General features: G+C 40.8%; 13 protein-coding genes. 7 read left to right on the top strand and 6 right to left on the bottom strand.

The genetic code is table 11. From position 1 onward, the window contains the following. Positions 1 to 11: 11 nt before the first annotated feature. The gene (locus tag BM192_RS17375; protein ID WP_081857489.1) at positions 12 to 1,118 is read right to left on the bottom strand and encodes an HmuY family protein; all 1,107 of its coding nucleotides are present in this window, start codon (positions 1,116 to 1,118) and stop codon (positions 12 to 14) included. Positions 1,119 to 1,252: 134 nt separating this feature from the next. Here BM192_RS17375 and BM192_RS17370 point away from each other — a divergent pair, with 134 nt between their 5' ends. Further along, the gene (locus BM192_RS17370; RefSeq protein WP_037439708.1) at positions 1,253 to 2,302 is read left to right on the top strand and encodes a hypothetical protein; all 1,050 of its coding nucleotides are present in this window, start codon (positions 1,253 to 1,255) and stop codon (positions 2,300 to 2,302) included. A gap of 155 nt (positions 2,303 to 2,457) precedes the next feature. Next, entirely contained in the window at positions 2,458 to 3,045 is a 588-nt protein-coding gene (locus tag BM192_RS17365; protein ID WP_037439710.1) for a HupE/UreJ family protein, read from the top strand. Here BM192_RS17365 and BM192_RS17360 read toward each other — a convergent pair. Together BM192_RS17360 and BM192_RS17355 are read right to left on the bottom strand one after the other, a co-directional pair. Then, the gene (locus BM192_RS17360) at positions 3,042 to 6,131 is read right to left on the bottom strand and encodes a DNA gyrase/topoisomerase IV subunit A (protein WP_037439712.1); all 3,090 of its coding nucleotides are present in this window, start codon (positions 6,129 to 6,131) and stop codon (positions 3,042 to 3,044) included. The genes BM192_RS17365 and BM192_RS17360 overlap by 4 nt on opposite strands. A 69-nt stretch (positions 6,132 to 6,200) precedes the next feature. Further along, on the bottom strand, positions 6,201 to 6,695 hold the full coding sequence (locus BM192_RS17355; protein ID WP_037439714.1) for a cytidine deaminase: 495 nt from the start codon (positions 6,693 to 6,695) through the stop codon (positions 6,201 to 6,203). A 267-nt stretch (positions 6,696 to 6,962) separates the two neighbouring features. On the opposite strand from BM192_RS17355, the gene BM192_RS17350 reads away from it, so the two are divergent. Genes BM192_RS17350 through BM192_RS17340 form a run of 3 tightly spaced genes read left to right on the top strand, consistent with a single transcriptional unit; the run spans position 6,963 to position 15,367 of the window. After that, the gene (locus BM192_RS17350) at positions 6,963 to 11,996 is read left to right on the top strand and encodes a translocation/assembly module TamB domain-containing protein (RefSeq protein ID WP_051759774.1); all 5,034 of its coding nucleotides are present in this window, start codon (positions 6,963 to 6,965) and stop codon (positions 11,994 to 11,996) included. Between the two features lie 18 nt (positions 11,997 to 12,014). Beyond that, positions 12,015 to 14,345, top strand: a complete 2,331-nt coding sequence (gene tamL / locus BM192_RS17345) for a translocation and assembly module lipoprotein TamL (protein ID WP_037439716.1) — start codon at positions 12,015 to 12,017, stop codon at positions 14,343 to 14,345. An 8-nt stretch (positions 14,346 to 14,353) separates the two neighbouring features. Continuing rightward, the gene (locus tag BM192_RS17340) at positions 14,354 to 15,367 is read left to right on the top strand and encodes a YihY/virulence factor BrkB family protein (RefSeq protein WP_051759776.1); all 1,014 of its coding nucleotides are present in this window, start codon (positions 14,354 to 14,356) and stop codon (positions 15,365 to 15,367) included. Here the strand turns inward: BM192_RS17340 and BM192_RS17335 are convergent. Beyond that, positions 15,364 to 17,274, bottom strand: coding sequence for a DNA topoisomerase IV subunit B (locus tag BM192_RS17335; RefSeq protein WP_037439718.1), 1,911 nt, complete (start codon positions 17,272 to 17,274; stop codon positions 15,364 to 15,366). The two genes, BM192_RS17340 and BM192_RS17335, sit on opposite strands and share 4 nt — an antisense overlap. Positions 17,275 to 17,382: 108 nt before the next feature. Here BM192_RS17335 and BM192_RS17330 point away from each other — a divergent pair, with 108 nt between their 5' ends. Continuing rightward, positions 17,383 to 18,735, top strand: coding sequence for an APC family permease (locus BM192_RS17330; RefSeq protein ID WP_037439720.1), 1,353 nt, complete (start codon positions 17,383 to 17,385; stop codon positions 18,733 to 18,735). Positions 18,736 to 18,862: 127 nt separating this feature from the next. Continuing rightward, on the top strand, positions 18,863 to 20,188 hold the full coding sequence (locus BM192_RS17325) for a DEAD/DEAH box helicase (RefSeq protein ID WP_037439722.1): 1,326 nt from the start codon (positions 18,863 to 18,865) through the stop codon (positions 20,186 to 20,188). 91 nt (positions 20,189 to 20,279) lie between these two features. On the opposite strand, the gene BM192_RS17320 is transcribed toward BM192_RS17325, so the two are convergent. After that, on the bottom strand, positions 20,280 to 21,008 hold the full coding sequence (locus BM192_RS17320; protein WP_037440171.1) for an acyl-CoA desaturase: 729 nt from the start codon (positions 21,006 to 21,008) through the stop codon (positions 20,280 to 20,282). Positions 21,009 to 21,172: 164 nt separating this feature from the next. After that, on the bottom strand, positions 21,173 to 21,670 hold the full coding sequence (locus BM192_RS17315) for a cupin domain-containing protein (RefSeq protein ID WP_037440173.1): 498 nt from the start codon (positions 21,668 to 21,670) through the stop codon (positions 21,173 to 21,175). Between the last annotated feature and the right edge of the window lie 338 nt (positions 21,671 to 22,008).

Here is a 22,008-nt window from a genome sequence, read left to right as displayed (position 1 = left end):
TATTCACGACATTAAGCAGCAGGCTCCAGCAGACGATATTCTATGCGGGGCCTGCCTCTTCGGCCTCCATCATTAGGTATAAAGCTTAGAAATCTTAATTTATAAACATTTCCTTCGCCATCCTTTACCAGAAAAAATCTATCTCTGTAAACAGAGGAAGTACCAGCTGCGGGATCTAAATTCCGCCACTTCGTTCCTATGGCATCTCGCTCAGCGCTATAGGTTACTCCTGTCTGATCTTCAAACTTATAATCCTCATACGATTTTGTCGTCGCTCCGGTTCCACTAAAAACAACCTGTGCTGCCTGTACACCGCCACCAGAATTGATCAGCACAAAATCGGGCACAGTGATCGCGTTACCTGCCGTATTTTTGTAGGTGCTCCAACCCCATTGTATATCCCAGTTTACACGTGCAGGCTCAAAATTCGCCCGGTTAGACCTGAAAGAACCAAAGCGGAAGTTGTATGAGTCATCCTTGGCTATAGTAACGGTGCTGAATCTGGAAGGCGTGGTCTCATTAATCAATGCATAATCTATTTTATAACTGCGGTCTACCAGATAGACCTTCATTTTATACCATCTTTTATTAGGCGTATCAACAGTATCACCCGCGGTTCCTCTGTTAACGATGTAGACATTGCTTGACTCCGCGTCGGCTTTGATCTCGGCAAATACAGTTCCACTCAGATAGGCCGCGAAATCGCCACTGACAGGATCTACATTCGCCGTATTACCGGAAGTCCCGTTTACCCTAAGCGTATTATTAGTTTCAAGAGCAGTCGTGTCACTCCCTGTCACACTTGCTAAAGAAGTTTTATTTAAAGCGATGGCCGCAGCACCCATGGTATGATTGATAATTAGTCTGTTTTCTGTACCACAATACACGCCGAAATCCCATGAGTTCCTGAGTTCCCTGGTCTGAATACCTTTGCTGAAATCCATAAATACACTATAGCTAGCATAAATTCCTTCCGTAGGCCGTGCAAGGCCGTTCAATGTAGTAGTGTCGCCTTTAAACGCAGGAATCAGGTGAATTTCGGAAATTTCTTTTTTACAGCCGGTCATACTATAAAACAGGATTGCAACAAAGAAAAGGAGTAAATAATTTCGTATCATAAATTTAAATCGTGCGAATGGTTAAAGATAAGCAATTTAAGGATTCGTAAAGTTTGCAGATTGATTTAATACAGCTAAATTGTCAGTTGATTGTGTAGTTTTGCACGAGAAAAATAAAATACATTACCCTATCTATGAAAATAACACCACCCGCAACTTTCGCACTTGCGTTCACCACTTTCGCACTGCTTGCTAGCTGCAATTCCAATTCAACGAAAGCAGAAGGTAAATCAGCAGAAACTCAAAAAGCAAACGCTGATACCACTGAGGTTAGTATGACAGCACCTGTATCTAAACCAATTGATACTGCTTTATACGACTCTTTACAACTTAAACTCGCAAACGGAGATACTACAGGAAAATGGCCGGTCAAAAACCAGCCTTATCCACTTGCAGGCGCAATTCTGCCTTTTAAAAGAATCGTAGTTTATTATGGAAACCTGCATTCTAAAAAGATGGGTGCTTTAGGTGAGTATGCACCTAAAGAAATGTGGTCAAGATTAAATACTGAAATTAAAAACTGGGAAAAAGCAGATCCGTCTACACCCGTTCAGGCAGGCCTGCACTATATTGCTGCAGTAGCCAGCGGTACCCCTGGACGAGATGGTAAATATGTGAACAGAATGGCCAATAGTCAGATTGATTCTGTATTAGCCATCGCTAAAATGCGCCCGAATACGATTGTATTTTTAGACCTGCAAGTTGCCTTAAGTAATATTAAAGCAGAATTACCGCATATTGAGAAGTACCTGGAACTACCTTACGTACACTTAGGAATAGATCCGGAGTTCTCTATGAAGGACGGCTCTTTACCAGGTAAAAGAATCGGAACATATGACGCTGCAGATATTAACTATGTTTCGCAATATCTTGCTGACATTGTCAAGAAACACAATTTGCCGCCAAAAGTATTTGTCGTTCACCGCTTCACAAGAAAGATGGTAACTAATGCATCCAGTATTAAATTACGTCCGGAAGTACAGATCGTCATGCATATGGACGGATGGGGCGAACCTGAATTAAAAAAAGGCACCTATCGTCATTTCATTTATAGCGAACCTGTAGAATTCACAGGTTTCAAACTGTTCTATAAAAATGATATAAAGAAAGCACCGAATAGATTGATGACACCAGAAGAGTTATTGAAACTCACACCTAAGCCAATCTATATACAATACCAGTAGAAGTTTAGAAATTACAAGAAAAAAAACAGGATTCGGGCGTTCCCAAATCCTGTTTTTTTATGCGCGGTCAGACCAGGATTCAATATATAATTACACAAATAAACACAGTTTTTAATTTTTGTTCATTTTTAATTAAAAATTAATAATTTAGCAAAATGCAGGATTTCTCTTTATACTTCGAATTAGGCTGGCAACATATACTCGATTGGAAAGGATATGACCATATTCTGTTTGTGATGGTGCTCTGTGGAATTTATACCCTGACAGATTGGAAAAAGGTATTGGTACTGGTAACAGCATTTACTATCGGTCATAGTATAACTCTTGCATTAAGCGTTTTTAAGATTATCACTGTCAACACAGATCTGGTTGAGTTTCTTATACCAGTGACCATTCTGATCACCGCAGCCACAAATATCCTTAGCAAAAGAGCCAAGCCTAAAAATATTAAATTGAAATATACACTGGCTTTATTTTTCGGGCTAATTCATGGAATGGGCTTCAGCAATTACCTGAATAGCCTGCTCGGTAAAAGTAAAAGTATAGTTGCAGAGCTGTTCGCTTTCAATGTAGGTTTGGAAGTCGGACAGATAGTTATTGTACTTGCCACCCTCCTGATTTCATTTATACTGGTTAATATAGTTAAGATCAAAAAATGGGACTGGAACTTTTTCCTGTCCTCTGCAATTTTTGGTATCAGCTTTATTATGGCAGCAGAGCGTCTGCCAGGCTTATTCGGTTAGAATAAGCCCAGTTGACCTTTATCATCAATATCTACATCATCGGGATTTGTAATTTCCAGCTTGATTTCTTTCTTAGCAGGTTTTGGTTTATCCTCCTCCCCCGGTTTACTGTCCGCTGATTTAGGTTCGGCAACATCAGCGGCTGGAGTTTCCTTTACGACTTTTTTAACCCATTTCTTTTTTTCCGGAACAGGATCCTGAATAATAGTCGTTTCCTGTACTGGAGGCTTTTCTTCAAGATGCTGTTCCGAAGCAGGTTCTTCTTTCTTCACCCAATTCTTCTTTTCCTTAACTTGAGCCGTCTTTTCAAGAGCTTCAGGCTTCTTTTCCGGAGCTTCTATCTTTATATCCGGAGCCTCGGTCTTAATAATTTCTTCAGGCATTTCAGCAACAACAAGATCAGGTATTAACTCTTCCTGTTTTTCCAATACCGGTAAAGAAGAACTGTTATCAGATATCGCTGATTTCTGAACAATCTCTGGTGCTGGTTCTTCCAGCGAATCCTGAACGTTCTCATCCACAGATTCTGCTAAGTCAACCGGAGCTAGTGTATTCTCTTTATGCTCTTCAGCCAGAACAGGTTCCAACTCTTCGGCATTACTCAATTTAATCTGCTGTACATCATGCTGGCTTAACCTGTTTCCGTTAGCCTTAATTCCTTTCAGATCAATAAATTCGGACAGTACTATCTCCAGTGTTTCCGGAATTTGTGTTTTTCCCTTCAATACATCAACAGTCAGTAAAGCTGCAGGATTACTGGTCAAATGCAGGAATTTCGATCCTTGCTCTTCACTAATGAGACTTAGCTTTTTACCAATTGCTATCGGCTCGAATAAGAACCGCTTGACGAAGTAATTCTTCGCTTTCCCTTCAAACTGAACAACTGCAAAAGCCTTTTCCGGATCAAACTTCTGAATAAGCAGCAGGTCGGCATCGAAATGATTACTTAATTCAAAAGAACTAAGTTCATACCAGCCCTCTTTATGAACCTGAAGTATCTTGTCGTCCCCATCAAATTCCCCCAGGTACTTTCCTCTGCCATCTACATTTAAACGACGCAATAAATCATCATACCAGATTTTCAAGCCTGATAAAGTTGAAACACCTTTACTTTTCAGTACAATTTTTTTGATTGGATATTTGGATACAATATTTCCCTGGGATCCCCTCCCTTTGATTGCGATCTCAGCAAAATCAAGATCGAATTGCAATTTCTTTAATTTTGTATGCGGTTTAAGCATCACTGTTACCAGTTCAGCTTCACCGTTAGGATTAGCTGTAAAATACCATACTCTAGATCCTTTAGAACCCTTGGTCAGGTCATACTCTTTATCTCTGGTTACACCGACGACAGCGAACCTTTTCACGTAGGAGGTACCGCTGCTACCGTCCTTATAAATCATATTATAAATCGTACGCTCGTCATTTTTTTTAAATACCTGGGCGTGCAATATTCCTTTACCGACAAAAGTCTTATCGGCAACTTTCGTAATCAGACATTTGCCATCTTCACGAAAGACAATTACCTCATCCAGGTCAGAGCAATCTGCAATAAATTCGTCCTTTTTTAGACCGGTACCGATAAAACCATCTTCCCTGTTCAGGTACAATTTTACGTTGGCAAGTGCTACCTTGGAAGCTTCAACTCTGTCGAATAACCGGATTTCAGTTTTCCTGCCTCTTCCTTTTCCATATTTATCTTTCAATTTCTGGAACCAGGCAATAGCATAATCAGTCAGGTGGCGAAGATGATTCTTAACGACTTTAATTTCATCAGCAAGTGATTTCATCTGTTCATCCGCTTTTTTCACATCAAAGCGGGTGATACTGCTCATTGGTTTTTCGATCAGCTTTTTAAAATCTTCAGCTTCTATTTCCCTGTATAGTTGATCTTTAAATGGTTCAAACAACCTCGTTAAGACACCTACAACAGTTTCGAAATTACCTGAATTCTCGTATTCGTGGTTTTTATACATTCCTTCCTGTATAAAAATTTTGAGCAGCGAGCTAAAGAATATTTTTTCCTGTAATTCTTTAAGTCTGATTTCAAGTTCCTGTTTCAGTAAATTTTTGGTGTGCTGTGTGTTCTCGATCAGAATGTCGTTTACACTCAGGAACTGCGGTTTATCCTGTTTAATGATACAGGTGTTTGGAGAAATTGAGACTTCGCATGATGTAAACGCATAAAGCGCATCTATAGTTACATCAGGCGAGATACCAGGTGCAAGTTGAATAACAATTTCAACATGCGCAGCAGTATTATCCTCTATTTTCTTAATTTTTATTTTTCCTTTGTCATTTGCAGACAGGATACTGTCGATTACCGAACCAGTCGTTGTACTGTACGGTATTTCGGTGATTACTAATGTCTTTTTATCCTTCTCTGTTATTTTGGCGCGGACACGGATTTTACCCCCTCTCATTCCCTCGTTATAAGCAGAAAAGTCGGCCATACCCCCTGTAAAGAAATCCGGAAGGATATTCGGCCGTTCGCCATTAAGCACTGCAATAGAAGCATCCAGCAGCTCAACAAAGTTGTGCGGCATAACTTTGGTCGCAAGACCTACGGCAATACCTTCCGCTCCCTGTGCCAGTAATAGCGGGAACTTAACCGGCAACGTGATCGGTTCATTATTCCTGCCGTCATAACTCAGTTGCCAGACGGTTGTGTCGGCATTAAAAACAACTTCGGTTGCGAATTTAGATAATCTGGCTTCAATATAACGGGGAGCAGCAGCGCTATCACCCGTTATTGGGTCACCCCAGTTACCCTGACAGTCAATTAGCAGGTCCTTCTGCCCAATCTGTACCATTGCATCGCCGATAGAAGCATCACCATGCGGGTGATATTTCATCGTATTACCGATTACGTTCGCAGCTTTATTAAAACGCCCGTCATCCATTTCTTTCAGCGAATGCATAATTCTGCGCTGAACTGGTTTCAAACCATCGTTGATATGCGGTACTGCTCTGTCTAAAATTACATAAGAGGCATAATCGAGAAACCAGTTTTCATAAAGTCCGTTGATTGGTATAACAGTATGTTTTGTTTCTTCGTTTATGTGGTTATCTAATTCGTCGCTCATTAAGAATGTTTTGGATCAAACAAAGATAAGGCATCCAGTCAAATTTAGGGAACACAATTTCCCAACAGTTTACAATTCAACCTGCAACCTGTCCTCTACAAAACTGAAGGGTAGCAGACTCCGCACTCCCTTTACCTTCAGCAATTCTCCACCCAGACAGTAAAAGATTATTTCGATAGGTTTCCCCTGCTTCTGTTCAAACTCCGAAATCACCTGCAGGCATGCACCACAGCAGGTTACAGGCTTGGTAATTTCAAATTTATCGGTATGGGCAGTTACGACCATACTCTCAATTACGGCGTTTGGATAGGCTGCACCAATACTAAAAAGTGCCACACGTTCTGCGCAAAGACCAGACGGATAGGCCAGATTCTCCTGGTTACTTCCCGTAACAATCTTACCGTCTTTAAGACGAACTGCGGCAGCGACTTTGAAATTGGAATATGGTGCATAAGCTGTAGCCAAAGCCTGCTCTGCAGACCTGCATAAATCCTGATCTTTGCTATTCAGTTCATCCAATCCCTGGAATGCTTCATAACCGATTATAATTTCTCTTTTATTCATATATAAAAACCATAATCAGCTGCAAAAACTAATTAATGGGGTTTTAAGATAAGACATTTTAAGTGGTAACAGGATAAATTTTGAAAAATCTATCTTCCAGATGACATTAAGGCCTGAGATTTGATGTAGACCATACACAACTGTTTATATTAGTAAATAAAAAAATTAAACAAATTCATTCAACGCTTTGTTGAAAGGAAGATTACAGATTTCTGTAACAGAAACATGTAAAAATTTTGTTCATCAATCTCTCAAAAAACTTGTCAATTGAATAAATACGTACGAAAAAGTTTAAAGGTCATTCTTTGGGTCATTGGCAGTATAATTCTACTCGTAGTTTTACTTGCCGTATCACTTAATATTCCTGCTGTACAACAGTTTGCAAAAGGGAAAGCTATTAACTATCTGAAAAATAAAACCCATACAGAGGTAAGTCTGGAAAGTATTAAAATTGCACTTCCAAAGGACGTTGTTTTAAACAAGTTCTACATGGAAGACAAAAAAGGTGATACTTTACTTTATGCACAAAAGCTTGCAGTAGACATTAGTCTTTTTCAACTGTTAAAGAACAAAGTGGAGATTAACAATATTGAACTGGAAACTATACGGGCAAACGTAACCAGGATTAATCCGGACACTACTTTCAACTTTTCTTTTTTAGTGGACGCTTTCATGTCCGAGCAAAAGAAACCCGAAGACAAAGTTCAGCAGGACACCACTTCGACCATGAAATTTTCAGTGAGCAAAATAAGCCTGAAAGATATAGGAATTACCTACCGGGATGATGTTGCGGGTAATGACATGCACCTGAACCTTGGGGAGTTTAAAACCAATATCAAAGATTTTGATCTGGATGGACAGCACTATGTGATTAAAGACTTCAGTCTTAAGAATACCAGCGTAAGTTATTTGCAGCAAAAACCGTTAACTCAACTGGCTGCACATCTGGAAAACAGCCTGGACACTGCTCAGGCAGCTGCAGGAAAACTTCCACTGGTAGAAATTCAGGACGTCAATCTGGAACAGATTAAAATCAAATTTAACGATATGCTGTCTGACACCAGGGCAGATCTTAATATCAGCCAGCTAAATCTTAAAACCTTATTTGCAGATCTAACGAAGTCAGACTTTAGACTGGATGAAGCCAGTTTGAATAAATCAAATGTTGCATTCGCATTCAAACCGGCTAAAGTAGAAGCTGAAACTAAAAAAACTGATACAGTTGCCGCCAAACCATCGGCGATGTCTGTTCTGGTCAAAAAACTTCAGCTTGCTGACAATACTATACAATTTGACAATCTCGGTGAAAAGGCCTTGCCCACCGGAATGGATTTCAATCACCTGCGAATTAAACAACTTGGCCTGAATGCCGAAGAATTATCTTACAGCCCGGAAGGAATTAAAGTAAACCTCATCAGTGCGGGAATGAAAGAAAAAAGTGGCTTTGAGCTATCACAGCTTAAAGGAAACGTCCTGTATAATGATAAGACAGTGAAACTGACTAACTTTTTATTCAAAACACCAAATACGCAGGTAGAAAATCAAACGACGCTGGAGTACACTTCGTTGGAAGATCTAACTAAACACCCCGAGCGCGTTAAAATTGATATCCAGCTGAAGAACTCAGTACTGGGTCTTAAAGATGCCACTTACTTTAGTAATGCAGTTCCTGCGGCTTACAGAAATCAAAAGATAAAAATCTCTGCTGTTGCAAAAGGGTATATGAATAACCTGAGTATTCCAACCCTGAAAGTAGATGGCCTTAAAAACACGCATATAGATATTAGCGGGCAGGTGAAGGGACTTCCCGATGCAGAGAAAGCCCAACTGGACATTAAGATCAAACGGTTCTCTATGACCAAAGCCGATTTGCTGGCCGTGATACCAAAACAGTCGCTGCCTGCAAATATTGAGTTGCCAAATTCTATTGTGGCGGTTGGTACCTTTAAAGGTGGAATGACCAATTTCAATACCGGTTTCAATATCAATACGGATATGGGTAGTGCAAAATTGCAGGCGGCAATGAGCGGACCGAAAGGAAAAGAAAAATACAAAGCAGATTTAGACCTGCAGAATTTTAACATAGGCAGGCTCATGAAAATGCAGCAGACCTTAGGCCGTATAACAGTCAAGGCACAAGTTGAAGGAACCGGACTGGATGCCAATTCAGCTTCGGCTAAGATAAATGCGCGTTTAGTTTCGGCCGTTTATAATAAATACACCTATAAAAATCTTTTATTGAGTGGTACTTATGCCGCACAGAAACTGAATCTGAAAAGTGAGATGGCCGATACAAATGCAAACTTTAATCTCACTGCATTCGTAAATATTGCCGGAAAATACCCTGCCGTTAAAGCAGATCTGAACCTTAAACAGGTAGATCTTCAGAAACTAAATTTCAGCCCGACAGAACTGAAGCTGGCCGGGTTGGTTAAAGCGGATATTGCTACCGCCGATCCAGACTATCTGAACGGCGATGTCAGTATCAGAAGTCTTCAGGTTGTCAAAGAAGGCCAGTCATTTAACATTGACACCGTAGACATTCATTCCGAAGCTACTGCAGACCATAACCTGCTTAGCTTAAAATCTGAGTTATTAAATGCGAGAGTAGATGGAAAATACCAGTTGACTAACCTTGGAGCAGCAGTCATTAACCAGATCAATAAATACTATGCATTTGGGACGGTAACTAAGATACCAGATCAGCGCTTCAGATTTAATGTACAGATATTTAATCCGGATTTCCTTAAAAAATTCGTACCTGAACTAACTACCTTCTCTCCATCCCGCATGTCCGGGCTACTAGATACACAGAAAGACAGTCTGGTTATGAATGCATGGGTTCCAAGAGTTGTTTACGGAGATTACAAAGTTGATTCCACTCAGCTGAATATTGACAATGTTAATCAGCAGCTGAATTATAAACTATTGATCAAAAGCTTCCAAAGCCCTTCCATTGCACTATACAACAGTGAGATCAGCGGACAGGCAGCACAAAACCAACTCGGACTAAATATCTATCTGAGAGACAGTAAGCGTAGAGATAAGTACGTATTGGGTGGTATATTTAAATCCATTGATAAGAATTTTCAATTTAGCCTTGACCCGCAGAAATTGCTGCTGGATTATGAAAAGTGGGCAATATCTCCTGAAAACTTTATTCAGTTTGGTCAGGCAGGCATCCTTGCCAATCAGTTCAACTTAAGCAAAGGCACACAGCTGTTGAGTATAAATAGTCTGAACGCTACGCCTAACTCACCGTTGAAAGTAGAATTTAAAGATTTCAGAATTGAAACACTTACCAAATTCGCAGATCAGGACAGTTCTCTTGCAGGAGGTTCAATCAACGGTACTGTTGATGTTAAAGATCTGATGGAGACACCTAAATTCGAAGCCAATCTTACCATTGACCAGTTACGTTACCAAAAAGATCAGCTGGGGACACTTCGAATCGCTGTTAACAACAATACCGCAGATGCCTTTGAAACCAATATAGCGCTGAGTGGTGTCCATGAGCTAAGGCTGAACGGCTTTTATTATACTAAAAGCGAAAATGCCCTGGACTTCTCCCTCAATGTTGACAAAATAGATTTGAAAGCATTGGAGAGCTTGTCAATGGGACAGATCAAAAACGGATCTGGTACCATAACCGGGCAATTTGATATTAAAGGATCTACCAGCGCACCAAAAGTACTCGGAGATCTGAAATTTAATCAGGCTGCGTTTACAGCGACTTATGTAAACTCTTATTTCAGAATGCCGAATGAAACAATCAGTTTCGACAATGAAGGAATCAAGTTTAATAATTTCACAATTATTGACTCGCTCAACAGAAGGGCAACGATTAATGGTGGCATTCTGACAACCGATTTTAAGGATTATAAATTCAACATGGATATCCGTACCAATAATTTCAGGGCGCTCAATTCTACCGCGGCAGATAATGAAATGATTTACGGAACAGTTTTCCTTACCAGTACAATTAAAGTACGCGGCGATTTGAATCAGCCGGATGTGGATATGAACATTAAAGTGGAAAAAGGCACAAAGTTCTATTTTGCTATGCCACCAGATGATCCTTCGGTTATATCTCAGGAAGGAATTGTACAGTTTATTGATGCAGATGCGGCACCGTATAATGGACAGAAGGCGTTGCAAACTGACAGTATTAGTAAAGCACCTATCAAGGGCATTAACCTGAGTGCAGATATTTCTATTGATCCCGAGGCAGTACTAAATGTTGTGGTAGACCCTGAAAATGGTGATGCGCTGCAGGTCAGAGGAGAAGCCAATTTGACTGCTACAATGGATGCGAGCGGAAAGACAAGTTTGACCGGACGTTACGAGGTTACCGACGGATCTTATAACCTATCTGTTGGACCAATGGGTAAAAAAGAATTCAAATTGGTTAAAGGGAGTACAATTGTTTGGACAGGCGAACCTACGTCTGCAAATGTAAATCTGACCGCTTTATACGAAGTAAATGCTGCGCCGATTGACCTTTTAAATGATCCGACTAATATACAGGCGAAAACAAAATTACCATTCCAGGTATACCTGATGATGAAAGATGAATTGTTAAAACCAAGCATCTCTTTCAGATTAGACCTGCCTGAAAATGAAAGGAACGCGCTGGGCGGAGATGTTTATACCAAGCTGATGATTGTTAATAATGACGAGAGCGAGTTGAATAAACAAGTCTTCGCGCTGCTTGCACTGAACCGGTTTATTGCAGATAATCCATTTGAAAGTCTTGCCGGTGGTGGTGGTGGAGTTTCTACCCTTGCCCGTTCCAGTGTGAGCAAATTGCTTACCGAACAACTGAATAACCTGGCATCGGATCTTATTCAGGGAGTCGATATCAATTTCGGCGTAAACTCTTCAGAAGACTACTCTTCAGGATCACTCGAACAAAAAACGGATCTGGAAGTCGGACTATCTAAAAAACTACTCAACGACAGGCTGACTGTCACCGTAGGTAGCACCTTTGGTCTGGAGGGACCATCTACACCAGGTCAGAACTCAACCAATATTGCAGGAAATGTAAATGTGGAGTATGCACTGTCTGCAGATGGCAGATACAGGCTTCGAGCTTACAGAAGAAACCAAAACGAGGGCGTAATTGAGGGGCAGATTATTGAAACAGGATTAGGTTTCGCATTGGTAGTAGACTATAACAAGTTCAGAGAGATTTTCCAGCAAAGAAGAATCAGGCGCAGAGCGAAACAGGAACAGAAGCAGAACGAAAAAGAAGTAGTTGAATTCCGTTCAGCTGATGAGAATAAAAGGCAATTAAAATAATATACTGAATACTATACGATGAAACACCTATTGAAACCGAGCCTATTGATCCTGACCTGTCTGGTAGTGGCAGCCTGCAGTAATACGAAGTATTTAAAGCCAGGTCAGATCTTATATACCGGAGCTCAGGTGAAGATAAATCCGGATACCACAGGGAAAATTGACGATGAAAAAAATGTCAAAGGGACATTGGAGAGCAAAACAAGACCCAGACCGAATAAATCCATTCTGGGCCTGCGTCCTAAACTTTACATTTATAATCTCGCCGGGGAGCCTAAGAAACCTAAAGGTATCCGCCACTGGCTGAGAACGAAAGTGGGTGAACCTCCTGTATTACTGAGTGAAGTAAAATTGAGCTATAATAATGCCGTGCTGACCAGTTATCTCCTCAGTCAGGGATACCTGCAATCTGTCGTAACCGGAGACACATTAGTGAAAGGCAAAACTGGCAAAGCAATTTATACTGCTCAAACGGGTAACAGGTATAAAATTAATGCGGTAAACTTTCCAAAGGACTCCGGTAATCTGGCTAACGTAGTTAATAAGTTTAAGCAAAAAACCTTAATTAAAAAGGGAGATTATTACGATCTGGACGTTTTTAAAAATGAGCGGATCAGGATAGACAATGACCTTAAAGAAAGCGGATACTTTTATTTCAGCCCTGACTATCTGATTTTACAGGTAGATAGTACTATTGGCAATAACCTGGTTAATGTAAATATCAGGGTGAAAGATATTGCGCCGGACGCCGGTTTAAAACCTTATACGATTAACCATATCAGAATTTATCCAAGGTATTCACTCCGCCGCGACAGTGCATTAAGAAAACTTACACCTGAGGTTTATAATGACTTTGAAATCTACGACGACAGGAATACTTTTAAACCAAGATTATTTGACAGGCTGGTCTTCTTTCAAAGAGGTGAAACCTATAACAGAAAGGATCATAACCAGAGTTTAAACCGGATGGTCAATATCGGGGCATTCCAGGCAGTGAAAGCAGAATTTATACCGCTGGATAGTTTTAAAAATAATCAACTTGATCTGAATATCTATCTGACCCCTCTGAAAAAGAATTCACTAACCTTTTCCGTTACAGGAACAAGTAAGTCGAATAACTTTGTCGGATCTGAAGTTAAAGTCACACAGACTACCAGAAACCTGTTCCGCGGTGCAGAACAACTGGACCTTAGTGTCAGCGGAGGATTTGAAACACAGGTTAGCGGACAGTCCAGGGGATTAAATTCGTACTCGCTTTCAGGACAGGCCAAACTGACCTTTCCGAGATTTATTGTACCATTTTATAAACCGAAAAGTACAACTGCATTTATTCCTAAAACAGTCGCCTCACTTTCCTATGAATTATTGAGCCGTGGATCACTTTACAACCTGAACTCCTTCAAAGGCGAATATGGTTATGTATGGAAAGAGAACCAGTATAAAGAGCATACCTTCAATCCAATCTCTATTACGTTTGTCCGTCCGACAGTAACCAGAGATTCGCTCAAGCAGGATAGCTTATATGCCATACCAGGAATGAGGAGCACGCTGGAACGCCAGTTTATAATCGGAAGCAGTTATAACTTTGCTTACACGAATCAGATGGAAGATAACCGAAGGAATAATATCTATTTCAACGGTAATATTCAGGCAGGCGGTAATGTCTGGGGTCTTTTCGTCCCGAAAAATGAATTTGGACAGAAAACTATTTTAAATGTTCCGCTCACACAGTTTATCAGATTTGAAGCCGACTTCAGAGATTATTATAAGATCACAAGAAACCTGATCTGGGCAAACAGACTTAATCTGGGATATGGTTATGCCTATGGAAATAGTAGTTCCATGCCGTTTGTTAAGCAGTTCTTTGCTGGTGGTACAAATGATATCAGGGGTTTTGCAGCAAGGTCATTAGGTCCGGGAACCTACCGTTCTCCGCAGACAGCCATCTTTGCAGATCAGAGCGGTGACGTTAAAGCAATGCTGAACACCGAACTTCGATTTAAATTGGTAAGCGTTCTTTATGGTGCATTGTTTGCAGATGCTGGTAATATCTGGTTAAGAAAAGAAGATAAAGGCGGAGTTGATCCGGTGACCGGGCGCGTAGATGAAGGACGACCTGGTTCTGGTTTTAAATTCAAAGACGCACTGAGTGAAATGGCTATTAGTACAGGAGCTGGTCTGCGTGTGGATGCGACGATCTTTGTAATCAGGCTCGATGTTGCCTTTCCAATCCGTAAACCTTACCTGCCACCAGGAGAAAGATGGGTGTTTGACCAGGTCGACTTTGGCAGCAAAGCATGGAGAAAAGATAATTTAATTTATAATATAGGTATAGGGTATCCATTTTAAGCTGACGAATGAAGATTATAGACAAGATCAAGAAATTTTTCATTGCCCTTTATCATTTATTTGTAGCGGCAGGACAAGGGTTCATCGAGGATAGAGTTACCAAATTAAGTGCCTCACTGGCCTACTACACCATTTTTTCGCTAACACCGCTGATTATTATTATTATTTCAGCAGCCAGTATTTTTTTCAGCGACAAATTGGATCCGGGGACTGAACTATTCGATCAGATCACTGAAATGGTAGGTGCTGAAGCAACCAGTCAGCTACAGGGTTTCGTAGCAAATGCAAACGTGACCGGTAAATCTACAATGGGACTCATCATTGGAATTGTAACACTTGTAGTTGGGTCTACAGCGATTTTTGTGGAGATTCAGGATAGTATTAACCTGATCTGGAAAGTTAAAGCAATTCCTAAAAAAGGATGGTTAAAAATGATTACCAACCGGCTGCTTTCCTTTTCACTGATTGTGTCGATGGGTTTTCTGCTGCTGGTGTCTCTGGTGATTAACAGTATTGTGCTTAGTCTGGGATCAAGACTCGGTGAGCTGCTTCAACGCACAGGTATCGGAGAAGCGATTCCGGTCGCTAATGACACCACAACATTGATTATATACATCCTGAATAATGTCATCACTATTGCCGCTGTTACCGCGGTATTTACCATCATATTCAAAGTATTGCCTGATGTGATTATCAGGTGGAAATCGGCGATCATAGGCGCCTTGTTTACTGCATTTTTATTCGGACTCGGTAAATATGGAATTGGTATTTACATAGAGAAAGGTAATCCGGGTTCTGCTTTCGGGGCGGCAAGTTCGATCATCGTTATTTTACTGTGGATTTATTATACAGCAATAATTCTTTATTTCGGGGCAGAATTCACACAAGCCTATGCCGAAAAATATGATAAAGGTATTAAGCCGAGCAAGTATGCGGTACATACCCAGATTACAGTCGTGGAAGAGAAAGTTGACGTTTTACCTCCAAAGCATCCAAACGAAACAAGAACAGAACCGGATTAAGCCGGTTCTGCATTAACAATATCTTCAGTGACAGCCGCTATTGCAGCCTCTGCATCGGCCGAAACTAATTCTTCGATTGTATCTTTTTCGATTCTCAGATTACGGATAATATGTTGTTGCCTGTCGGGTGTATTTTTACCCATATAGTATTCGAGCAGGTTTTTAATTGTCTGATCTTTCAGAATTACCGGGTCAAGCCTGATATCCTTACCGATAAACAAGCCAAATTCATCAGGAGAAATTTCACCTAAACCTTTAAACCTGGTAATTTCAGGTCTGCTGCCTAATTTATCGATCGCTTTTCTGCGTTCTTCATCGCTATAACAATAAATGGTCTCTTTCTTATTTCTAACCCTGAAAAGCGGTGTCTGCAGAATATATACATGTCCGGCACGAACCAGGTCAGGGAAAAATTGAAGGAAGAAAGTCATCATCAGTAAACGGATGTGCATACCGTCGACATCTGCATCGGTAGCAATTACGATATTGTTATAATGCAGCCCATCCAGTCCGTCTTCGATATTTAAAGCATGCTGCAGTAAGTTGAATTCTTCATTTTCATAAACGACCTTTTTGGTCAGTTCATAACAGTTCAGAGGCTTACCTTTCAGACTAAAAACTGCCTGACAGTCCACATCTCTCGATTTGGTAATAGATCCTGATGCAGAATCTCCCTCTGTAATAAACAGCGTAGTCTCGTACCGCTTGTCATGTGTAGTGTTAAAGTGAACCTTGCAATCTCTTAATTTCTTGTTATGCAATGATGCCTTTTTTGCGCGGTCGTTGGCCAGTTTTTTTATACCCGCGATATCTTTTCTTTCCCTTTCAGACTGCAGGATCCTTTTCAGTAAGGCTTCAGCTACATCCTGATGTTTGTGCAGGTAATCATCCAGTTCCTTTTTAACGAAATCATTGATGAAAGTTCTGACAGATGGCCCTTCGGGTCCCATATTCTGAGAACCCAGTTTAGTTTTCGTCTGTGATTCAAAGACAGGTTCCTGTACCCGGACAGAAATTGCCGCTATTATAGAAGCTCTGATGTCAGAAGCTTCATATTCTTTTTTATAAAATTCACGGATTGTTTTCACTACAGCTTCACGAAATGCTGCCTGATGTGTACCGCCCTGTGTGGTATGCTGCCCGTTAACAAAAGAGTGATAATCCTCACCGTATTGCTGACCGTGAGTCATCGCAATTTCGATATCACTGCCCAGTAAGTGAATTATAGGATAGCGGATATTTTCTACATCGGCAACTTTATGAAGCAGATCATACAGACCACGTTCAGAAAAATACTTCTGTCCGTTAAAATTAACTGTAAGTCCGGTGTTCAAAAAAACATAATTCCAGATCATGCTTTCTACAAAATCCGGGATATAATGGTAATTCCTGAAAATACTTTCATCCGGATAAAAAGTAATTGCGGTACCATTACGCTGCGTAGTATCTATAATAGGATGGTCAACGGTGATCTCCCCTTTCGAAAACTCAACTTTTTTAGTTTTTCCATCACGGTAGGACTGTACGACAAAATTTGTGGACAATGCGTTTACAGCTTTTGTACCTACCCCATTTAATCCAACAGATTTTTGAAAAGCGTTACTGTCGTATTTACCACCGGTATTAATTTTAGATACGCAGTCGATCACTTTACCTAATGGAATACCACGACCGTAATCCCGGACATTCACTTTAGCATCAGAAACAGTAATATCTATGGTGCGTCCCGAACCCATCACGAACTCATCGATAGAGTTATCCATGATTTCCTTCAGCAGGACATAGATCCCGTCATCCTGGGCAGATCCATCACCAAGCTTACCGATATACATACCGGGGCGTAGCCTGATGTGTTCTTTCCAGTCCAGTGACCGTATACTGTCATCGTTATAAATTGGTTCAGCCATAATCTTTACGTATAAATGCAAATTTAATCATTCATCCACACAATTAGTTGACGAAGTTTCAACAAATAAACAATTAGCATTACCTTCAGCTTCAACTCAATTAAGTAGATGCTCCAAAAAAAACAACTCAGCCTTTTTGATCTTTCCATGATCGTGGTCAGCCTGGTCATCGGAATGGGAATTTTCCGCACTCCGGTTAACGTAGCCGTTAAGGCTCAGATACCTTCCCTGTTTTTCCTGGCCTGGTTAATCGGTGGACTTGTTGCCTACTGCGGTGCACTGATCTATGCAGAAATCGGTTCAAGGTTTCCTGTTAACGGCGGTTACTATAAGATTTTTTCGGCCTGTTATCATCCTTCTATTGCATTTGCAATGAATGGTATCATCATCGTTACCAATGCTGCATTTATTGCCGGAGTAACCCTAATCGGTTCAGAGTACCTGAGCAGTGTTATCCTTCCAGCCGATGTTCCCACTGACACCTACCGGTTGCTCATTGCCGGTATTACTGTCCTGATTTTTTATGGTATAAACCTGTTGGGATTAAAGACAAGTTCGAAGATTCAGAATATTCTAAGTATCATTAAGATTGTGCTGATTCTTATGCTCATCTGTGCTTTATTTACCGGCAGCACCAATTCAGGTATTCCACCTGTTTTCAAATCCGTTTCCGGCGAAGCACCAGGCTGGGCAGATTATGGTAAGGCACTGGGACTTTGCCTGGTTGCGGTATCTTTTTCTTTCGGCGGCTATACACAAACTATAAATCTGGGCGGTGAAGTCAGGGAGCCTAAAAAAATCTTACCAAAGGGTATCAGGTTTGGCATTCTGATCGTCATTGCCCTTTATATGCTTATTAATTATGCTTATGTACAAGTTATTGGGTTCGAAGAACTCAAAACTGCAGACAGTATTGCTGCAATCCTGGCCGGTAAAATTTTTGGCCCGGTCGGTTATACCTTGTTATCCGGATTAATCTTCCTGTCCGTTCTGGGTTATGTCAATGTCAATTTGCTGAGTAATCCCAGAGCACTATTTGCAATGGGCGAAGAGAAAGCACTCCCTGCTGCATTCGCCTGGCAGCACAAGAAAACAGGCGTTATGGTTTTCAGCCTTACAGCTTTTACCGCATTAGTCCTGATTATTTTATTCTACGGCAAAACATTCGATACCCTGTTAAATTATACGATTATACTGGATTGTATCGGTACTGCCAGCTCCGCGGCAACCCTATTCTATCTTCGTAAATCGACGGCTCATCTGGATAAAGACAGTATTTTCACACTCAAGTGGTATCCGTTTATCCCCATCATTTTCATTTCTTTTTACATTTTTGTCGCCCTCAGTATTTATCAGGATGACCCGGTTTCGGCCCTTAACGGGCTGCTCGTGTTTGCAATATTTATGCTCTTGTATTTTATAGGTTACTGGGCGAGACGTTTACGCAGCCAAAGAAAATAAATTGTTAAATAACTTATATGTATATTTGCAACGAACGTAATTGTTTAAACAGCAATCTATTCGGCCTTTGCGAACAAGCCGGCCATGAACGTTTCAACATCATTTTACAAATTAAAATACAAACACATTGTTATTCGAAGAATTAAACCTGATTGAGCCTATTTTAAAAGCGCTGCAAACAGAGGGTTATACTAACCCAACACCTATACAAGAACAATCTATTCCTACAATATTAACGAGCAGAGATTTACTGGGTTGCGCTCAGACCGGTACAGGAAAAACCGCAGCTTTTGCGATTCCTATGTTACAGTTGCTGAACAAAGAACACCAGAATGCTAAAGGTCCAAGACCTATCCGTGCGCTGGTATTAACCCCTACTCGTGAACTTGCCATCCAGATCGAAGAAAGCTTTAAAGCTTATGGTAAAAACCTTGCCCTTCGTCACCTGGTTATTTTTGGCGGAGTCGGACAAAAGGCACAGACAGATGCTTTACACCGTGGTGTAGACATCCTGATTGCAACGCCAGGTCGCTTACTTGATTTAATGGGACAAGGTTTTATTAACCTTAAGGATGTAGAAATCTTTGTTCTTGATGAGGCAGATAGAATGCTGGACATGGGTTTTATCCATGACGTTAAGAAAACGATTGCCAAACTACCTGCAAAAAGACAAACTTTATTCTTCTCGGCAACTATGCCGCCTGAGATCCAGAAACTGGCTGATACCATTTTAACCAATCCTTTAAAAGTGGAAGTTACCCCGGTATCCTCAACTGCAGAAAAGATTGAGCAAAGTATCTACTTCGTAGAGAAGAATGACAAGAAAAATCTGTTAATCCACATTTTGCAGGATAAGACTATTGCAACAGCACTGGTCTTTACCCGGACGAAACATGGTGCAGATCGTATCGTAAAAGATTTGATTAAAGTTGGCGTAAAAGCGGAAGCAATTCACGGTAACAAGTCTCAAAATGCCAGACAACGGGCTTTAAGTAATTTCAAAGATAAAACAACCCGGATCCTTGTCGCTACCGACATTGCAGCAAGAGGTATCGATGTAGATGAGCTTACACACGTAATCAACTATGAACTGCCAAATGTACCGGAAACTTATGTACACCGTATCGGCCGTACAGGTCGTGCCGGGAACAGCGGTATCTCCTTCTCTTTCTGCGATAGCGAAGAAAAAGAATACCTGGACGATATTGAAAAACTAATTGCCCTTAAAATTCCTGTACAGGAAGATCACCCTTTTGCCATGAGCTGGCAGGCTTTACTCTCCGGAGCAGCAGCAGCAAAAGGGAAAGGAAAAGCCAAGCCTTCCAGAGGTGGCCGTCAAGACAGATCAGAATATAAACCTAACCTGAGCGGTGCCAGAAAACCTTCTGGTGGCGGAGGCGGTGGTGGTAACCGCAGATTTAGTGGTTCAAGGCCAAAGAGCAAAGCTGATTAACCAGTTACAAAAAAATCCCCGTTCGTTTGAACGGGGATTTTTTTGTTTTATAGTTACGGCATTTCTGCCTGATTGTTCAAAACAAATCCGATTATAACTTCCGGATCTTAATAATACGCATCCAGTGCATAACCTTCATGATTGGATAAGTCGGATCAAATTCAAACCAGCGCGAAGCAAAATTTGGATTGTTAGGCTTTTTATGGTGATTGTTCTGAAACAGTTCACCCATCATCAGGAAGTCGAGTGGAAGGGAATTCTTACTGTGATCATTATTGTCATGGTTGGCATAACCATATTTATGCCCGCACCAGTTTACGATTGCACCATGTAAAGGACCCATCAGGAAATGAACCGGCAGTAAAAGGAACATCCACCATGCGGTAGCAAAAGTTACGTAGAACCAGATGTAGAAACCGATAAAAACCAATCTGGTAATCCAGGAGTCCCCTATTTTGTCAATTATTGGCCAAGACGGATAATTATCACGGAACTGCTCTTCCGGCTCTTCATTATATTTCGCATAATTCAGATAAATATTTTTTGTCTGTATCATCATACCCCAGACATCCTTTACAAAATGCGGCGAATGCGGATCTTTCTCTGTATCACTAAAAGCGTGGTGCATTCTGTGCAAAATGGCATAGGCACGTGGATTCAGGAATGAAGAACCTTGCGACAGGAAAGTGATCGCATAAAAAAACTTCTCCCAGAAAGGATTCATCTTAAACATCTTATGCGAAGCGTATCGGTGAAGGAAGAAAGTCTGGGAAAAAAGAGAAAGGAACCAGTGGAGTAAAAAGAAAACTAAAATTATCATACAGTAAATTAAAAGCCAGCCGGAAAAAATTTACCCAGCTTAAATCACAAAAATAACAAAAGAATAGTATTATTCTGTAATGTTTTGAATATAAGCACACTTTAATTTTTTCACAAAAAAAGCCGCGGCTGAAAGGCGCGGCTTTAATGTACTTCAGATTGGAATTATCTTCCGAAATCGTCTTCTACACGAACAATATCGGATTCATCAGAAGGATTAGAAGGATCTGTATGCTGCCAGATTTCAGAAACAATACCCCAGTCGTCCAGACCTACCAGACGGTGTCTTTCACCCTGAGATAATTTAATAGTTGTTCCTGGAGTCAATTGCTGTACATCGCCCTGCTCATCAGTTTCGCTGGTAATCACGCCTACTGTACCGCTCACTACACGCCAGATTTCAGCGCGGCGGTGGTGATATTGCCAAGACAAACGTGTTGCTGGTGCAACGATTAATATTTTAGGACTCAGTTTACCTGAGATTCTTAATTCATCGACATTCAATCCGTCAAAATAAACATTTGCGAATTGTTGAGCCTGCTCTTCGTCGATAACAAAAAAACCACCCCATGGACGAGTCTCATCGCGGTTTACTACGTTAAAACCTTCGATTTTCAAGCGTTGGGCTACACTGTCGAATATTTCTTTTTTATGATCTGACATTTTTTTATTAGATTTTTGGATGACCAAATATAATATATCCAGTTTAAAATCCGGATCAATTGCTAAATTTCGTGTCTTCTCTATGGTTCATTCAGTACTCTTCTGTTCTATATTTAATTCCAATGGCTCCTAGATTTCTTCTTATATTCCGGCAGGTTGATATACCGTTGCGATACCCTTGGTATACCCTTCCTTTACCCTAAAGGGTATACCAAGGGTATAGGAAGGGTATCGCAAGGGTATCCCAAGGGTAATGCAACCCCGAAGAGAAGCAAAAGTAAAAAGCAGTATCAGTACTTTTACATTCTTACGAAAACGCCGCGAATTCAGCAGGCTCC

The organism is Pedobacter antarcticus (assembly GCF_900112985.1).
In the GTDB taxonomy this organism is placed as follows: Bacteria; Bacteroidota; Bacteroidia; order Sphingobacteriales; family Sphingobacteriaceae; genus Pedobacter; species Pedobacter antarcticus.
This window is presented reverse-complemented; position numbering and strand designations above follow the sequence as displayed.

Excerpts from the sequence above, each read along its gene's own strand:
- BM192_RS17375 (WP_081857489.1), bottom strand. The coding sequence starts at position 1,118 with ATGATACGAAATTATTTACTCCTTTTCTTTGTTGCAATCCTGTTTTAT.
- BM192_RS17370 (WP_037439708.1), top strand. The coding sequence starts at position 1,253 with ATGAAAATAACACCACCCGCAACTTTCGCACTTGCGTTCACCACTTTC.
- BM192_RS17365 (WP_037439710.1), top strand. The coding sequence starts at position 2,458 with ATGCAGGATTTCTCTTTATACTTCGAATTAGGCTGGCAACATATACTC.
- BM192_RS17360 (WP_037439712.1), bottom strand. The coding sequence starts at position 6,131 with ATGAGCGACGAATTAGATAACCACATAAACGAAGAAACAAAACATACT.
- BM192_RS17355 (WP_037439714.1), bottom strand. The coding sequence starts at position 6,695 with ATGAATAAAAGAGAAATTATAATCGGTTATGAAGCATTCCAGGGATTG.
- tamL (WP_037439716.1), top strand. The coding sequence starts at position 12,015 with ATGAAACACCTATTGAAACCGAGCCTATTGATCCTGACCTGTCTGGTA.
- BM192_RS17340 (WP_051759776.1), top strand. The coding sequence starts at position 14,354 with ATGAAGATTATAGACAAGATCAAGAAATTTTTCATTGCCCTTTATCAT.
- BM192_RS17335 (WP_037439718.1), bottom strand. The coding sequence starts at position 17,274 with ATGGCTGAACCAATTTATAACGATGACAGTATACGGTCACTGGACTGG.
- BM192_RS17330 (WP_037439720.1), top strand. The coding sequence starts at position 17,383 with ATGCTCCAAAAAAAACAACTCAGCCTTTTTGATCTTTCCATGATCGTG.
- BM192_RS17320 (WP_037440171.1), bottom strand. The coding sequence starts at position 21,008 with ATGATAATTTTAGTTTTCTTTTTACTCCACTGGTTCCTTTCTCTTTTT.
- BM192_RS17315 (WP_037440173.1), bottom strand. The coding sequence starts at position 21,670 with ATGTCAGATCATAAAAAAGAAATATTCGACAGTGTAGCCCAACGCTTG.